This window comes from Roseovarius sp. MMSF_3350 (genome assembly GCF_030733425.1).
Classification (GTDB): Bacteria; Pseudomonadota; Alphaproteobacteria; order Rhodobacterales; family Rhodobacteraceae; genus Roseovarius.
The window spans coordinates 43,485-59,736 of the sequence record NZ_JASHIZ010000009.1 but is presented as its reverse complement, the minus strand read 5'-3'; the positions used below and the strand labels follow the sequence as shown (position 1 = coordinate 59,736).

14 protein-coding genes and 1 tRNA gene are annotated in these 16,252 nt (G+C 65.4%); 12 read left to right on the top strand and 3 right to left on the bottom strand.

Going from position 1 to position 16,252, the window contains the following annotated elements:
* Nucleotides 1-47: 47 nt before the first annotated feature.
* From acs to RBB31_RS10375, 12 genes are all read left to right on the top strand, one after another.
* A complete protein-coding gene (acs, locus tag RBB31_RS10430) occupies nt 48-2,018 on the top strand; it encodes an acetate--CoA ligase (RefSeq protein WP_306129227.1) in 1,971 nt (656 codons plus the stop codon).
* Between the two features lie 2 nt (nt 2,019-2,020).
* Nucleotides 2,021-2,707: an adenylate kinase gene (locus RBB31_RS10425; RefSeq protein WP_306129226.1), complete on the top strand. Its 687-nt coding sequence runs from the start codon at nt 2,021-2,023 to the stop codon at nt 2,705-2,707.
* 64 nt (nt 2,708-2,771) lie between these two features.
* Nucleotides 2,772-3,032, top strand: a complete 261-nt coding sequence (locus RBB31_RS10420; protein WP_306129225.1) for a DUF4212 domain-containing protein — start codon at nt 2,772-2,774, stop codon at nt 3,030-3,032.
* Nucleotides 3,033-3,035: 3 nt separating this feature from the next.
* Nucleotides 3,036-4,823, top strand: coding sequence for a sodium:solute symporter family protein (locus RBB31_RS10415; protein ID WP_306129224.1), 1,788 nt, complete (start codon nt 3,036-3,038; stop codon nt 4,821-4,823).
* 106 nt (nt 4,824-4,929) lie between these two features.
* The gene (locus tag RBB31_RS10410; RefSeq protein ID WP_306129223.1) at nt 4,930-6,750 is read left to right on the top strand and encodes a DUF294 nucleotidyltransferase-like domain-containing protein; all 1,821 of its coding nucleotides are present in this window, start codon (nt 4,930-4,932) and stop codon (nt 6,748-6,750) included.
* A 4-nt stretch (nt 6,751-6,754) separates the two neighbouring features.
* Nucleotides 6,755-7,273 (top strand): hypothetical protein, encoded by a 519-nt coding sequence (locus RBB31_RS10405; RefSeq protein ID WP_306129222.1) that lies wholly within the window; start codon nt 6,755-6,757, stop codon nt 7,271-7,273.
* A gap of 1 nt (nt 7,274) precedes the next feature.
* A complete protein-coding gene (locus tag RBB31_RS10400) occupies nt 7,275-8,696 on the top strand; it encodes a 3'-5' exonuclease (RefSeq protein ID WP_306129221.1) in 1,422 nt (473 codons plus the stop codon).
* 73 nt (nt 8,697-8,769) lie between these two features.
* Nucleotides 8,770-9,546, top strand: coding sequence for a cobalamin-binding protein (locus RBB31_RS10395; protein WP_306129220.1), 777 nt, complete (start codon nt 8,770-8,772; stop codon nt 9,544-9,546).
* 123 nt (nt 9,547-9,669) lie between these two features.
* Complete coding sequence (locus RBB31_RS10390; protein ID WP_306129219.1) at nt 9,670-10,299, top strand: paraquat-inducible protein A; 630 nt, start codon at nt 9,670-9,672, stop codon at nt 10,297-10,299.
* The gene (locus RBB31_RS10385; protein WP_306129316.1) at nt 10,260-10,964 is read left to right on the top strand and encodes a paraquat-inducible protein A; all 705 of its coding nucleotides are present in this window, start codon (nt 10,260-10,262) and stop codon (nt 10,962-10,964) included. Before RBB31_RS10390 ends, RBB31_RS10385 begins: the two co-directional genes overlap by 40 nt.
* Complete coding sequence (locus tag RBB31_RS10380; protein WP_306129218.1) at nt 10,961-13,045, top strand: intermembrane transport protein PqiB; 2,085 nt, start codon at nt 10,961-10,963, stop codon at nt 13,043-13,045. The genes RBB31_RS10385 and RBB31_RS10380 overlap by 4 nt, the downstream gene beginning before the upstream one ends.
* Nucleotides 13,042-13,614: a membrane integrity-associated transporter subunit PqiC gene (locus RBB31_RS10375; RefSeq protein ID WP_306129217.1), complete on the top strand. Its 573-nt coding sequence runs from the start codon at nt 13,042-13,044 to the stop codon at nt 13,612-13,614. Before RBB31_RS10380 ends, RBB31_RS10375 begins: the two co-directional genes overlap by 4 nt.
* Nucleotides 13,615-13,771: 157 nt before the next feature.
* Here RBB31_RS10375 and RBB31_RS10370 read toward each other — a convergent pair whose 3' ends face one another.
* The 3 genes from RBB31_RS10370 to RBB31_RS10360 form a co-directional block, all read right to left on the bottom strand.
* Nucleotides 13,772-14,242 carry a hypothetical protein gene (locus tag RBB31_RS10370; protein ID WP_306129216.1) on the bottom strand — a complete coding sequence of 157 codons (471 nt, stop codon included), beginning with the start codon at nt 14,240-14,242 and terminating at the stop codon, nt 13,772-13,774.
* A gap of 170 nt (nt 14,243-14,412) precedes the next feature.
* Nucleotides 14,413-15,858: a hypothetical protein gene (locus RBB31_RS10365; RefSeq protein ID WP_306129215.1), complete on the bottom strand. Its 1,446-nt coding sequence runs from the start codon at nt 15,856-15,858 to the stop codon at nt 14,413-14,415.
* A 293-nt stretch (nt 15,859-16,151) separates the two neighbouring features.
* Nucleotides 16,152-16,238: transfer RNA gene (locus RBB31_RS10360), tRNA-Leu, on the bottom strand.
* Between the last annotated feature and the right edge of the window lie 14 nt (nt 16,239-16,252).

Genomic DNA, 16,252 nt, shown 5'->3' with positions numbered 1-16,252 from the left:
ATCTATACCTCGAACTTGAGGAGCGTCACGTGCGGAGGAGGAAAGACATGACCACACAACCGGAAACAGGTGCGCCCACGTACCCGCCCAGTGCCGATTTCGCGGCGCACGCGCATGTCGACGCGGCGAAGTATGACGAGATGTACGCCGCCTCGATCAAAGACCCCGAGGCGTTCTGGGGTGAGCAAGGCAAGCGCATCGACTGGATCAGGCCCTACTCCCGCGTGAAGGATGTCGATTACACCTACGGCCAGGTCTCCATCAAGTGGTTCGAGGACGGCACGCTCAACGTCGCCGCCAACTGCATCGACCGCCACCTTGCGGACCGCGCCGACCAGACCGCCATCATCTGGGAACCCGACGACCCTTCCGAGGACGCCCAGCACATCACCTACCGGCAGCTCCATGCCGAGACCTGCCGCATGGCCAACGTGCTCAAGAACCTCGGCGTCGGCAAGGGCGACCGCGTCGTGCTCTACCTGCCGATGATCCCCGAGGCGGCCTATGCCATGCTCGCCTGTGCGCGCATCGGCGCCATCCATTCCATCGTCTTCGCCGGCTTTTCCCCCGACGCGCTCGGCGCCCGGGTCGACGGCTGCGATGCCAAGCTCGTCATCACCGCCGACACCGCCCCGCGCGGCGGCCGCGTGACCAAGCTCAAGGACAACGTCAACCAGGCGCTCCGCCGCGACTTCGACGAGGTCAAGTGCCTCGTCGTCAAGCGCACCGGCGACCAGATCGCCTGGCGCGACGGGCTGGACTTCTGGCTGCACGAAGAGGCCGAAAAGGTCGAGGATACCTGCGAGCCGGCCGAGATGAACGCCGAGGACCCGCTCTTCATCCTCTACACCTCCGGCTCCACCGGCCAGCCTAAGGGCGTCGTGCACACCACCGGCGGCTATCTCGTTTACGCCGCCATGACGCACGAGATCACCTTCGACTACCACGAGGGCGACGTCTACTGGTGCACCGCCGATGTGGGCTGGGTCACCGGCCACAGCTACATCGTCTATGGCCCGCTCGCCAACGGCGCCACCACGCTGATGTTCGAGGGCGTGCCGACCTACCCGGATGCCTCCCGCTTCTGGCAGGTCTGCGAAAAGCACAAGGTCAACCAGTTCTACACCGCCCCCACCGCCATCCGCGCCCTGATGGGCCAGGGCGACGAATACGTCACCAGGTGCGATCTGAGCGATCTCAAGGTGCTGGGCACCGTGGGCGAGCCGATCAACCCCGAGGCCTGGAACTGGTACCACAACGTGGTCGGCGGCGGGCGCTGCCCCATCGTCGACACCTGGTGGCAGACCGAGACCGGCGGTCACCTGATGACCCCCCTGCCCGGCGCCCATGCCACCAAGCCCGGCGCGGCGATGAAGCCCTTCTTCGGCCTGAAGTTCGAGGTGCTGGACCCTGAATCGGGCAAGACGGTCCAGGGCAACCCCGCCGAGGGTGTCCTGTGCATCGCCGACAGCTGGCCCGGGCAGATGCGCACCGTCTGGGGCGACCACGAGCGCTTCATGAACACCTATTTCCAGCAATACAAAGGCTACTACTTCACCGGCGACGGCTGCCGCCGGGACGCGGACGGCGACTACTGGATCACCGGCCGCGTCGACGACGTGATCAACGTCTCGGGCCACCGCATGGGCACGGCCGAAGTGGAGAGCGCCCTCGTCGCCCACTCCAAGGTCTCCGAGGCCGCCGTGGTGGGCTACCCGCACGACATCAAGGGCCAGGGCATCTACTGTTACGTCACGCTGATGTCGGGCGAGGAACCCACCGAGGAGCTGCGCAAGGAGTTGCAGGACTGGGTCCGCCAGGAGATCGGCCCCATCGCCAAGCCCGACCTCATCCAATGGGCCCCCGGCCTGCCCAAGACCCGCTCCGGCAAGATCATGCGCCGCATCCTGCGCAAGATCGCCGAGGACGATTACGGCGCATTGGGCGACACCTCCACCCTCGCAGACCCCTCCGTCGTCGACGACCTCATCGACAACAGGATGAACCGGGGGAAATGACCATGGACGGCGTACAAACATCCCAGGCCGCCCCGGTCCTGATCCTGCTCGGCCCGCCGGGCGCGGGCAAGGGCACGCAGGCCCGCCTGCTAGAGGAAAAGCACGGGCTCGTGCAACTCTCGACCGGCGATCTTCTGCGCGCCGCCGTGGCCGCCGGCTCCCCTGCCGGCCGCGAGGCCAAGGCGGTCATGGAGGCCGGCAACCTCGTCAGCGACGCCATTGTCATCGCCATCCTGCGCGACCGCCTGGCCGCGCCCGATTGCGCGAACGGCGTCATCCTCGACGGCTTTCCGCGCACCACCGTACAGGCCGAGGCGCTCGACACCCTGCTGGCCGAGACCGGGCGACGCATCGACGCCGCCATCAGCCTCGAGGTCGACGACGCGGCCATGGTCGAGCGCGTCTCGGGCCGCTTCACCTGCGGCAGCTGCGGCGAGGGCTATCATGACAGTTTCAAGCCCACGGCCAGGCCCGGGGTCTGCGACAATTGCGGCGGCACCGACATGCAACGCCGCGCCGACGACACCGCCGAAACGGTGGCGCAACGGCTGGAGGCGTATCACGCCCAGACCGCGCCGCTCATCGAGCACTACCAATCCACGGGTGCGCTGATCCGCGTGCCCGCCATGGGGCCGATCCGCCAGATCGCGTCCCAATTGGACGATGTCGTGTCGCACCGTGCGGCATGACCACATATCGGCCGGGCCGCATGACGCGGCCCGGCCCTTTCACGAAGGAGGAGGGACCCCTCGCATGTCTCTGGACAAAACAAGCGCGCAATACTGGAAAGCCAATGTGCGTCTCATCCTGATCAGCCTCGTCATCTGGGCGCTGGTCTCTTTCGGGTTCGGGATCGTCCTGCGCCCGCTCATTTCGGGCATCAAGGTCGGCGGCACCGATCTCGGCTTCTGGTTCGCCCAGCAAGGCTCGATCCTCGTCTTCCTGGCGCTGATCTTCTTCTACGCCTGGCGGATGAACAAGCTCGACCGTGAATACGGCGTCGACGAGGTTTAAGTCATGGATCAGTTTACCATCAACCTGCTGTTCGTGGGCGCAAGTTTCGCGCTCTACATCGGCATCGCGATCTGGGCCCGCGCGGGCACCACATCGGAATTCTACGCTGCCGGCCGCGGCGTTCACCCCGTCACCAACGGGATGGCCACGGCAGCCGACTGGATGTCGGCGGCCTCGTTCATCTCTATGGCGGGCCTGATTGCCTTCACCGGCTACGACAACTCCACCTACCTCATGGGCTGGACCGGCGGCTACGTACTGCTGGCGCTGCTGCTTGCGCCCTACCTGCGCAAGTTCGGCAAGTTCACCGTGTCGGAGTTCATCGGCGACCGGTTCTACAGCTCCTCGGCACGTCTCGTGGCCGTGATCTGCCTGATCGTCGCCTCGGTGACCTACGTGATCGGCCAGATGACCGGTGTGGGTGTGGCTTTCGGCCGCTTCCTCGAGGTCGATAACACCACCGGTCTTCTGATCGGTGCGGTTGTCGTCTTCGCCTACGCGGTGTTCGGCGGCATGAAGGGCGTGACGTATACGCAGGTGGCGCAATACGTCGTGCTGATCATGGCCTACACGATCCCGGCCGTCTTCATCTCGCTGCAGTTGACCGGCAATCCGATCCCGGGCCTCGGCCTCTTCGGCACCGACCAGGAAAGCGGAGAGCCGCTCTTGGCGCGTCTCGACCAGATCGTGCGCGAACTGGGCTTCAACGAATATACCGCCCACAACGGCGATACGTTCAACATGGTGCTCTTCACGCTCAGCCTGATGATCGGCACCGCCGGCCTGCCGCACGTGATCATGCGGTTCTTCACCGTGCCGCGCGTCTCCGACGCACGCTGGTCCGCCGGCTGGGCGCTGGTCTTCATTGCGCTTTTGTACCTCACCGCTCCGGCCGTGGGTGCCATGGCGCGGCTCAACATCACCGAACAGTTCTGGCCCAACGGAACGGAAGGCCAGGCCGTCTCGGTGGAAACCATCGAGTCCGATCCGGCCTATGACTGGATGGCGACCTGGCAGCAGACCGGACTTCTGGGCTGGGAAGACAAGAACGGCGACGGCCGCATCCAGTACTACAACGAAAACTCGACCGCGATGCAGGAAAGGGCCGCGGCCGAGGGCTGGGAAGGCAACGAGCTGACGAACTTCAACAACGACATCCTCGTGCTGGCCAACCCCGAAATCGCCAACCTTCCCGGCTGGGTCATCGGCCTCGTCGCGGCGGGCGGTCTCGCCGCGGCGCTGTCCACGGCGGCCGGCCTGCTGCTGGCGATCTCCTCGGCGGTCAGCCATGACCTGATCAAGGGACAGTTCGCGCCTCAGATCAGCGAGAAGGGAGAGCTTCTCTCGGCCCGGATCGCCATGGCCGTGTCCATCGCGGTCGCGACGTACCTGGGTCTCAATCCACCGGGCTTCGCGGCGCAGACGGTGGCGCTGGCGTTCGGTCTCGCGGCGGCGACGATCTTCCCGGCGCTGATGATGGGGATCTTCTCGACCCGCATCAACAACACCGGGGCGGTCGCAGGCATGTTGGCCGGTCTCGTGGTGACGCTGGTCTACATCTTCCTGCACAAGGGTTGGTTCTTCATTCCCGACACCAACACCTTCACCGACGCCGATCCGCTTCTCGGTACGATCAAGTCGACGTCCTTCGGGGCGGTCGGTGCGGCGATCAACTTCGCGGTGGCGTTCTTCGTGGCCAGCATCACGAAAGACACCCCGCAGGAGATCAAGGACCTCGTCGAAGGCGTCCGCGTCCCTCGTGGCGCCGGTGCCGCCGTCGAAGGCCACTAAGCTTAACGATGGCCCCGCCGCGACACCATGCGGCGGGGCTTTCGCTTCAAATCCGGTCCGGCCCGCGCCAAGGTGGGCCCGACCACCCCCTCAAGAGGCTTCGACCATGCCCCTTTCGAGCGACCTCACGCAGTTCCTGCGTTCCGTTCACCCCTATGACAGCCTCGACGATGGTGACCTCCTGCAGCTCGCAACGCGCTGCGACGAGGCCGCCTATGCCGCCGGGACCCACGTCTTCAACCTCGGCGACACGGTCGATAGCCTCTATATCGTCGTCACCGGCGAGATCGAGATCACCGACGAGACCAATGTTCAGCTGTCCCTGCTCGGCCCCCGCAATTCCTTCGGCGAACGCGCGCTTTTGCGCGAGGATGTCGCCAGCCGCACCGCCACCGCCCGCTCCGATTCCACACTGATCGTGATGCCGGCGGACGCGCTTTTCGCGCTCATCAAGTCCTCCGCCAAGGTCGCCCGGTTCTTCGACCGCCGCCGCCCCGCCCGCGCGGACCGCAAGGACCTCACCACCCTGCGCGTCGCCGACCTGATGACCCGCGACCCGCTCACCTGTGCGCCGGACACCCCGATCCGCGACGCGGCCGCGCAGATGCACGCCAAGCACATCTCCTCGATCTGCGTCACCGAAGACGCGGATTTGCGCGGCATTCTCACCGTCCGCGACATGAACGGCAAGGTGGTGGCGCAGGGCGCAGACCCCTCCGCCCCCATCTCCACCATCATGACCGAAGACCTCCTGACGCTCGGCCCGGACGCGCTTGGCACCGACGTGCTGCACCTGATGATGGAACGCGGCATCGGCCATGTGCCCATTACGGAAGGCACGCGCCTCGTCGGCATCGTCACGCAAACCGACCTCACCCGCGTTCAGGCGCTGTCGTCGGGCGCCCTCGTGGGCCGTATCGCAAGGGCCGGCGACGCTGCCGAAATGTCCCGCGCCACCGCCGAGATTCCGCAACTCTTGGCCCAGCTTGTCGGCTCGGGCAACCGCCATGACGTGGTCACCCGCCTCATCACCGACATCGCCGACACCGTCACCCGCCGCCTGCTTGCACTGGCCGATGCGGAACTCGGCCCGCCGCCCGTCCCCTATCTGTGGCTCGCCTGCGGCTCTCAAGGTCGGCAGGAACAGACCGGCGTCTCGGACCAGGACAACTGCCTGATCCTGTCGGATGACGCGACCGACGCCGACATGCCCTGGTTCGCCAGCCTCGCCAAATTCGTCAGCGACGGGCTGGACACCTGCGGCTATTTCTACTGCCCCGGCGACATGATGGCGACGAACCCGCGCTGGTGCCAGCCCCTGCGCGTCTGGCGCGGCTATTTCGACGATTGGATCGCGCGCCCCAATCCCGAGGCGCAGATGCTGGCCAGCGTCATGTTCGACCTGCGCCCCATCGGCGGCGACACCACGCTCTTCGACACGTTGCAGACCAACACGCTCGCCAAGGCCGCGAAGAACTCGATCTTCACCGCCCACATGATCTCCAACTCGATCAAGCACCAGCCGCCCCTGGGCCTGCTGCGCGGCCTCGCCACCATCCGTTCGGGCGAGCATCGCAACCGGCTCGACCTCAAGCATAATGGCGTGGTGCCGGTGACCGATCTGGGCCGCATCTACGCCCTGCAAGGCCAGCTGCGGCAGGTGAACACCCGCGCCCGGCTCGAGGCCGCGCAGGCCGCCGGTCGGCTCTCCATCTCGGGCGGCGCTGACCTTCTGGATGCCTACGACCTCATCGCCACCCTGCGGCTCGACCACCAGGCCGCACAGGTCAAGGCGGGCGACCTGCCCGACAACTTCCTCGACCCCTCCACCCTCTCGGATTTCGAGCGCAGCCACCTGCGCGACGCCTTCGTCGTGGTCAAGACGATGCAATCTTCGGTGTCCTCGGGCAAAGGCATGTTAGGATAACCTCATGTTCATAGAACTCATCGCCACCGTCTTCGCAGGCATCGCCGCCGCCGGCCTTCTGATGCTGGTCAACATCGCCTTGGGCCGCCGCCTGCCCCGCTGGCTCACGCCGGTCGCGGCGGGCCTGGGCATGATCGCCGCGACCATCTCGAACGAATACACGTGGTACGACCGCACCGCCGGCGCACTGCCCGAAGGCATGAAAGTCGCCGTCACGGTCGACGAACAAAGCTGGGTCCGCCCCTGGACGCAGGCCTGGCCCTATACCGAACGCTTCGTCGCGGTCGATACCGGCAACGCCCTGCGAAACGAAAACCTGCCCGGCCAGGTCATGACCGACCTCTATTTCTTCGGCCGGTGGTCGCCCGTGAACAAGGCACCGATGCTTTTCGACTGCACCGCGAACCGCTCCGCCCTCCTCGTCGACGGCGCCGAGTTTGCCGAGGACGGCACCGTGTCGGACGCAAGTTGGCAGACGCGGCCCGAGGGCGACCCCATTCTCGGCATCGTCTGCGAGACCTGACATGGGCACCCGCCTCAGCCTGCGCCTGCGCATCTTCCTCTTCTTCTGCCTCCTGGCGGCGGGCGCGGTGGCACTGGCCGGCGTGGCGCTCTGGATCGGCTGGACGCGGGCAGACCCCGCGCTGCCCGCGGCGCCCTTTGTCACGGCCTTCATCATCTTCGCGCTCCTGAACACCGCCCTTCTGGTTGGCGTCTGGCTTCTCTTCGACGAAAATCTCGCCAAACCCATCGGCAAGCTCACCGCCAACCTGCGCCTGCGCGCCCATGCCGGCGTCGACACCGAACTCCACGCCGAGGACACCCGGTATCTCGGCGACCTCGGCTCCGCCGCCGATGCTGTCACACGCACGCTCAGCGCGGGCGTCATGGACACCGCCGCCCAGGTCGCCCGGGAAACCGAACGCTTGCGCAGCGAAGCCAGGCGCCTGACCTCCCTGCTCACCGAGATCCCCGTGGCCACGATCCTCGTCAATCCGGCCCATGAAATCGTGCTCTATGACGGACAGGCCGCCGATATCCTCCGCCAGATCGCGCAACCCCGCCTCAAGGCGCCACTAGGCGATTATTTCGACGCCGACGACCTGGCCACCGCTCAGGGCAGGCTGGCCGGAACCGAAGCCGAAATCACCACCGAACTGCACGACCACTCCGGCGCGCGACGCTACAAGGCACGGCTGAAGCCCCTCGGCGAAGGCGGCTACATGCTGTTCCTCGACACCCAGGAAACCGAGGTGGACCCCACCAAGCCACGCCCGCTGGTCTATGACTTCGACCTGATGGAAACCGCGCAAGCCTGCGATATCCGCGACACGCCGCTCACGTCGCTCTGTTGCGTCGCGTTCGATACCGAAACCACCGGCCTTTCGCCCACCGACGACCGCGTGATCCAGCTGGGCGCGGTGCGCATCCTCAACGGTCGCATCGTCGAGGGCGAGACCATAGACACCTATGTCGACCCCAAGCGCCCGATCCCACGCGCCTCGACCAAAATCCACCGCATCACCGATGAACAGGTGCAAGGCGCACCCGATTTCGAAACCGTGGGCCGCGATTTTCACCATTTCGCCCGCGATGCCGTGCTTGTGGCCCATAACGCGCCCTTCGACCTGGGGTTCTTCCACCGCGCCGCCGACCGGATGGGCGTTGCGTGGAACCACCCCGTGCTCGACACCGTACTGCTGTCCGCGGTGGTCTTCGGCACCACCGAGCAGCATTCCCTCGACGCCCTCTGCGAGCGCCTGGGGGTCACAATCCCCCCCGAACTGCGCCACACCGCCCTCGGCGACGCGCAGGCCACGGCTCAGGCGCTGGTCAAACTCATTCCCCTTCTGGAGGGCAAGGGCCTGACCACCTTCGGCGCTGTCATCGCCGAGACCCGGCGCCACGGCCGCCTGATCCAGGATCTCAACACACCGCGCCACTAGCTCGGCACCGGATGGACACGCCCGCCTCCTGTGTTAGCAACGCCTCCAGCACAGCACATCCGGACCCAACGCCATGAAGACCTTCCCTCCCGAACGCATCGTCTGCCTGACAGAGGAGACCGTCGAAACCCTCTACCTCCTGGGCGAACAGGACCGCATCGTCGGCGTCTCGGGCTACGCCGTGCGCCCCAAGGGCGTGCGCCAGGAAAAGCCCCGCGTCTCGGCCTTCACCTCCGCCGACATCCCCAGGATCCTGGCACTTCAGCCCGATCTCGTGCTGACCTTCTCCGATCTTCAGGCCGACATCGCCGCCGAACTGCTGCGCGAAGGCGTCGCCGTCATGGGCTACAACCAGCGCGACCTGCACGGCATCCTCGCCATGATCCGCCACCTCGGTGCCACCGTCGGGCAAGAGGCCAAGGCCGCGCAACTGATCGACCATTACCGCGACCGGCTGGCCCAGGTGGCCGCGAACGCCGCCGGCAAACCGCGCCCGAAAGTTTATTTCGAGGAATGGGACGAGCCGATGATTTCCGGCATCGGCTGGGTCTCGGATCTCATCGAGATCGCCGGCGGGCAGGACGCCTTCCCCGAGCTTGCCACCAGGGACAAGGCCCGCGACCGTTTCGTCACCTCCGATCAGGTCATCGCCGCCGCCCCCGACGTCATCCTCGCCTCGTGGTGCGGCAAGAAGGTCCGCCCCGAAAAGATCGCCGCCCGCCCCGGATGGGACACCATTCCGGCGGTCCGCGACGGACGCATCTTCGAGATCAAGTCGCCCCTCATTCTGCAACCCGGCCCCGCCGCGCTGACCGACGGGCTCGACGCCATCGTGACGGCCCTCTCGTGACCCCCAAGGCTCTCCTCTATCTGCGTTCCAAACAGACCAGCGCCGTGCTCCATGATGCCTTCCGGCGGCAAGCAACGTGATTTGCAGCTTGCCAACCACGCAATTAAGCTAACTAACACGATGATGCGCGACACCCCGCTTCCCCTCGACGATATGATCGTCTGCCCGCAATGCGACGCGGCCTACAGCCTGCGCCGGCCGGCGATCGGCGAGCGGGCCCGATGCGTGCGATGCGGCACGGTACTGATCACGCCACGGCACAAGGCCGGGATGCAGATCATCGCCCTCTCCATGACCGTGGCGATCCTCATTATCTCGGCTACGGTGTTTCCTTTTCTGACGATCACAGCGGCGGGCACGTCGAACTCTGTCTCGATCCTCGACGCGGCACTGGCCTTCAGCGACGGCCCGCTCATCGCGCTGTCGCTCGCAACGGCGGCGCTCATCGTCTTCATCCCGCTCGCCCGGGTGCTCCTGGCGATGTACGTGCTCATCCCCATCGTGCTGGACCGCCCGCCGGCACGCGGGGCAAAGCAGGCGTTCCGCCTGTCCGAGGCAATGCGGCCCTGGTCCATGGCCGAGATCTTCGCCATCGGCTGCGCGGTCGCGCTGGTCAAGATCACCGATCTGGCGGATGTCGGGTTCGGGCCGGCGTTCTGGATGTTCGCCGCGCTGGTGTTTCTGGTTGTGGTTCAGGACAATTTCCTGTGCAGATGGTCGGTATGGAACTCGCTGGAAAATCCCAAAAGATAAAAAGCGCCCGCGAGCTTGGCCTCGTCGCCTGCACCCGCTGCACCAAGGTCTGGCCCGCCGGAACCGAGACCTGCGGCCGCTGCGGCAAGCGCCTGCAATCGCGCGACTCCACCAGCTTGCAGCGGGTCTGGGCCTACTGGTTCGTGGGCTTTCTGTGCTACATCCCGGCCAACATGTACCCGATGCTGCAAACCCGCACGCTGCTGACCGTGCAGGAAGACACCATCGTCGGCGGCGCGATCGAGCTGTTTCACTACGGCTCGCCCGGTGTGGCGCTCATCATCCTCATCGCCAGCGTCGCCATTCCCGTGGGCAAGTTCCTGGCCATCGCCTTTCTCGCCCTCTCCGTCGTGCGCGTCTCCAGCGTGTCCATGCACCAGCGCCAGCTTCTCTACGAAGTGGTTGAATACATTGGCCGTTGGTCCATGATCGACATATTCGTGGTTGCCATAATGTCGTCGCTGGTGCAGTTGAACACACTGGCCGCGGTCACACCGGGCCGCGCCAGCCTGTTCTTTGCCCTATCGGTTATCTTTACGATGCTCTCTGCCCAAGCCTTCGACAGCCGCATGATCTGGGACCTCCAGTCCCGCAGTTCCGATACGCCCGACGACACGTCGGATACCTCCGACACGTCCGCCACACCGAACCGGACCGCGTCATGAGCGACACGCCGCCCCCCGTCCAGGTCGAACGCCAGCGCAAGTCGCGCCTCAGCCGTGTCTCCATCGTCTGGATCATCCCGGTCCTCGCCATGGTCATCGCCCTCGCCGTGGCCTGGCAGACCTACAGCGCCCGCGGTCCGGTGATCACCATCGCCTTCGAGAACGGCGCCGGCATCGCCGAACGCGAGACCGAGCTACGCTACCGCGACGTCGCCGTGGGCATTGTCGAGGAAGTCCGCTTTTCCCCGGATCTCGCGTCCGTCGTGGCCGAGGTGCGCGTCGACAAGGACGTGGCCGCCTATATCGACGTCTCCGCCAGCTTCTGGATCGTCCGCCCCGAGGTCACCGCCCGCGGCGTGACCGGTCTCGATACCGTCCTGTCGGGCGTCTATATCGAGGGCACCTGGGACAGCAAGATCGGCGCGCCGCAGACCAGCTTCGACGGGCTGGCCGATGCACCGCTCTTCCGGCCCGGCGGCAATGGTCTCGAGATTGTCCTGCGCACCACCCCGGGCGGCACCATGACCGACGACAGCCCGATCACCTTCCGCGGCATCGAGGTGGGCCGCGTCGGCAAGGCCAGCATCTCGCCCCAGGGCAACTACGCCGTGGCCGAGGCGCTGATCTACGAAGAGCATTCACGCCTGATCTCCTCTTCCACACGCTTCTGGGAAACCTCCGGCTTCACATTCTCCGTCGGACCGCAGGGGGCTGAAATCGACTTTTCCTCGATCGCAACGCTGGTTAGCGGCGGGCTGACATTCGACACCTTCGTCTCGGGCGGCGAGCCGGTGCGCAACGGCACCGTGTTCGAAGTTTACACAATCGAGGAAGAGGCCCGCAACAGCCTCTTCCAGGCACCCGATGTCGAACCACTGGAAGTGCGCGTGATCTTCGACGAGAACGTCTCGGGCCTCGCCGTCGATGCTCCGGTCGAAATCAACGGCCTCAAGATCGGCGAGGTCCAGAGCGTCCTCGGCGTAATCGACGAAGAGGAATTCGGCGACACCCGCGTGCGCCTCAGCGTCGTGCTGGCGATCCAGCCGGCCCGCCTCGGCCTGCAGGACGACGCCACGCCCGAGACCGCCCGCGAATTTCTCGCTGACCGCGTCGCGAACGGGCTGCGCGCCCGCCTGACCAATGCAAGCATTCTGACCGGCGGGCTCAAGATCGACCTCGTGCAGGTCGACGATGCCGAACCGCAGACCTTGGAAATCACCGAGGACGCCCTGCCGACCATTCCGACCACCGAAAGCGACATCATCGATGCCGCCGCAACGGTCGAGGGCGTGGTTTCCCGCATCAACAACCTGCCGATCGAGGAACTGCTGGGAAGCGCCATCGACTTTCTCGACAGCGCCCAGGCGCTCGTCGCCAACGAGGACCTTCAGCAGACGCCGGGCGATGTCCGTGCCATCCTCGCCGAAATCCGCCAGATCGTGGCTTCCGAGGACGTCCAGAACATTCCCGTCGCGCTCAACGCCTCCGTCACCCGGCTCGAGACGCTGCTGAAGGACATCGAGGAAAACCGCCTGGCCGAGCGTCTGGGCGAGGCCGTCGATGCCGCCGCCGCTGCCGCGCAGGGCGTCTCGACCTCGGTCGAGGGCATCCCCGACCTGATAGAACAGATCGAGGCCGTCGCCGCCAAGGCCGAATCCCTGCCGGTCGAGGAACTGGCCACCCAGTTGACCGAGCTGGCCGCCGCCGCCGAAGCCATCCTCGACACCGAGTCCGCCCGGCAGCTGCCCGCCGACCTGGGCGCGGCCCTCAACCAGATCAACGCCACCCTGACCGAATTCCGCGAAGGCGGCGCGGTCACCAATCTCAACGCCACGCTCGGCTCCGCCCGCCGGGCCGCCGACGCCGTCGCCACCTCCACCGAGGACCTCCCGGCGCTGGTCGAACGGCTCGGCAACGTGCTCAATCAGGCCAGCGTCACGATCGCGGGCTACAATAAGGGCGATACGCTCAGCCGCGAGGCCCAGAGCGCCCTGCGCGACATATCCGAGGCCGCGGATGCCCTGACGTCCCTGGCCCGCATGCTGGAACGCAATCCCAGCGCGCTAATTCGAGGAAGATGACCATGACGTTTCGCACCACCGCCCTTGTCGCTGCAACCTTGCTGACCGCCGCCTGTGGCGGCCCCTCCGCCGATCTCTACCCGGTTGCCGCGCCACAGGTCACCGACACGATCCGTATCTCCTACAGCACCGTCGAGGTGCGCGATGTGTCGCTGCCCGCCTATGCCGCCGCCGACGAGATCGCGATCGAGGACGAGGACGGCAAGCTCGTCACCGACGCCAATGTCCGTTGGGCCGACTCGCCCGAACGCGCCGTCGCACTCGAAATCGCCCGCAACCTCGCCCGGCTTTCGGGCGCGCGCGTCGCGTCCGAACCCTGGCCGTTCGAGGAATTTCCCGACGCGCGGCTCGAAGTACGCTTCGAGAGCCTCGTCGCCGGCGCCGACGGCAATTTCCGCGGATCCGGGCAGTATTTCGTCGGCGTCCCCGACGGGCGCCGCGAACGCTCGGGCATCTTCGAACTCGCCGTGCCCTACGACCCCGAAGGCGGCATCCCCGCCCTCGCCAGCGCCCGAGGTAAACTGGTGCTCGACCTGTCGCGCATCATCGCCCGCGAGGGGTTGCGCTGACCCCGTCCGTCGCGCCGGGTTCGATAAAATTTTAGCTAAATTGGTATGGCACGCGCGTCGCCGTCAAAACCGCCTCGCCCCATGACCCTCGGGTGCCCGAGCACGGCAAAAGGGCGAATGTATCGCCCCTGCCTGTGCGCCAGCGTTTGACGTCAGATCAATTCTGGGTGTCGTCGACGATCTCGACGTCTGCATCGCCTTCGATCTCGATAACTTCCTCAGCGCTCTCTTCAGCGTCGGGATCCGAGGCATCGGTACCGGCGTCCGCCGTGTCGTTTGCAGCGCCACTGGTCTCGGTCTCGGGTGTCGAGGTCGCCGTGCCGGTGGCGGCATCGGTATCGGTTCCGGCCGCGTCATTCGCGGCGCCATCGGTCTCAGTCTCGGTCTCGGGCGTCGAGGTCGCGGTTCCGGTAACCGCACCGTCCTCGTTGCCGGTTTCCGTTGTTTCGATGGTTTGATCATCGTCGCTGACGACCGCTTCCTCGGGTGAGAAAACGTTTCCGAACAGCAGGAAAATGAGCAACAGCACGATAACGACGACACCGATATACATCGGCAAGCGGCTGCGCTTGCTGCCGGTCGCGCCCATGTGGGCGTCGTGCTGATCGTTTCTTGGGGGGGTCGCCATGATATGGTTCCTTTGTCTTTGTGGTTTCTGTCTTCGTCGCGGCCACGCCGGTGCTATCGTCAGATGCCCAGGCTCGGGCGCGTCAAAGGGGCTCAAGGCACGGTACAGAAATCCGAAGCGAGGGTGCGCCGCACCGGGTCAACCGGTGCGGCACTGATCGCTCGTGTCCGTTACCCCGCGTCGGAGTAATCGTTCAGACGGTCTTCGCTCAGGTCGATGTAGACCCGCATGTCGTCTGCTTCGTCGTTCTGCAGCAGCGTCAGCTCGGAAAGCATGACCTCCACTTGACGCTCCTCTTCTTCGACGAATTCGCTGATATCGACGATGACAGAGCGGGTGTCTTCACCGTTGAGGTTCAGTTCACCTGCTTCGCTGATCTCGTCGCCTTGAACAGCGTAGACCGTGGTGCCGGCAAGCTCCCGGACTTCCACTTCGTCAGCGGAAACCTCGGTATATCCGTCACGGCGCACGGCAGGTCCGCCGTCTTCCGCATCGGATGCCTGCATGTTGGCGGCCGCGTCACCTTGCGACGCTTCGTTGCGCGCCATCTGTTCCTGCTCGTTCTGCGAATCGCTCTCTTGCGATTGCATCGCGGCAGCAGTTTGCGACTCGGCATCGTTGCCTTGCTGCGCGTCGTTGCGCGCCTGGTCGCTGGACGACTGGCCACTGGACGCGTCGTCGGCGTTCTGCCGGAACGTAACCTTCGGCTCACCGGATTGGCTCCAGTTCACGGTCGGCTCGCCCGAGGACGCAACATTCACTTCAGGCTCGGCCTGTTCAAAGCTGACGCTCGGCTCGCTGCGCGACACGTTCACGTTTGCCTGCGACTGGCTTTCCTCAAAGGTGATCTCGGCCTTCGAGCGGTTGATGTTCACCTGCGGCTCGGCAGTGTCGCTTGCGCCATCACCCGAGGCCTGGCGACTCTCCACCTCGATACCGGGCGAATTCTCGGGATCTTCGGCCTGGTAAAGTTCGAGTTCCACCGTCGGTTCGGCCATGGAAACCCGCACTTCGGGCTCTGCCTGGCGCACCTCGACTTCGGGGCGTGCGTTGCTGACATCAACCGACGGGTCGGGCATCGTCACGATGATTTCCGGCGCCGGCTGCTCGATCGTGATCGAGGGCTGCGGCATCTCCATCGAGATCTGCGGCGCATCCTGGCGGATCAGCACGTCGATCGGCCCTTCCTGGACGTTCACATCCGGGCTGGGGTTTGCGACGGCCACTTCGGGCGCCTGCTCGTCAACCTCGACACTCGGCTGTTGCTGATCGACGATCACTTTGCCTTCGATGACGACTTCATCCTGCAATTCGACGCGGGCACGTTCGGTCTCGGCGACCTCGCCCTCAATACCGGCCTCTTCTCTTACCTGGGCCAGCCACGTCGTGCATTGCTGCGGATCATTGCCATCGACGACGGAATTGAACTCGTCCTGCGAAATGCCGGACTCTTCGAAATTGATCTGGTCGCCGGCTTGCTGAAGTTGCATGCAAGGTTCTGCGTCGCCCTGCTGTTGCGCGGACGCCGCTACGGGCGTCATGAGCGGTGCGGCGATCGCGCTGCAGAGCAGGGCGGTCCGGACCGAAAATTTGTTCTGGGGATTCCTCAAAGTCATTAAGGCTTTTCTCTCCTTTGCTTGACTGGTTTCGCGTAGAAGGAAAACGGGGCCCGTCGTGAAGATGTTCCAACTTTATTGCCCGATTTCCGATCCGGTCCGGCCACGTACCAAGCATTCACCCGACCGGATTCACCGTGTCGCAGGCGACGTGAACGCGCCCGGGCCGGAGAACAGCCTCGCCCGGAAGGGTCTCTGAAAACTCGAGAATTGCCATTTCGGGACAGTGCGGATGCGGGGATCACCCGCGACCCTTGCCACCCTAAAGTCGCCGAAATCGTCTGTCGAAAAAATGGTGCGGTCGGGGGGACTCGAACCCCCACGAGTGTTAGCTCACAGCGACCTCAACGCTGCGCGTCTACCAATTCCGCCACGACCGCCCGTGACCGAAAGG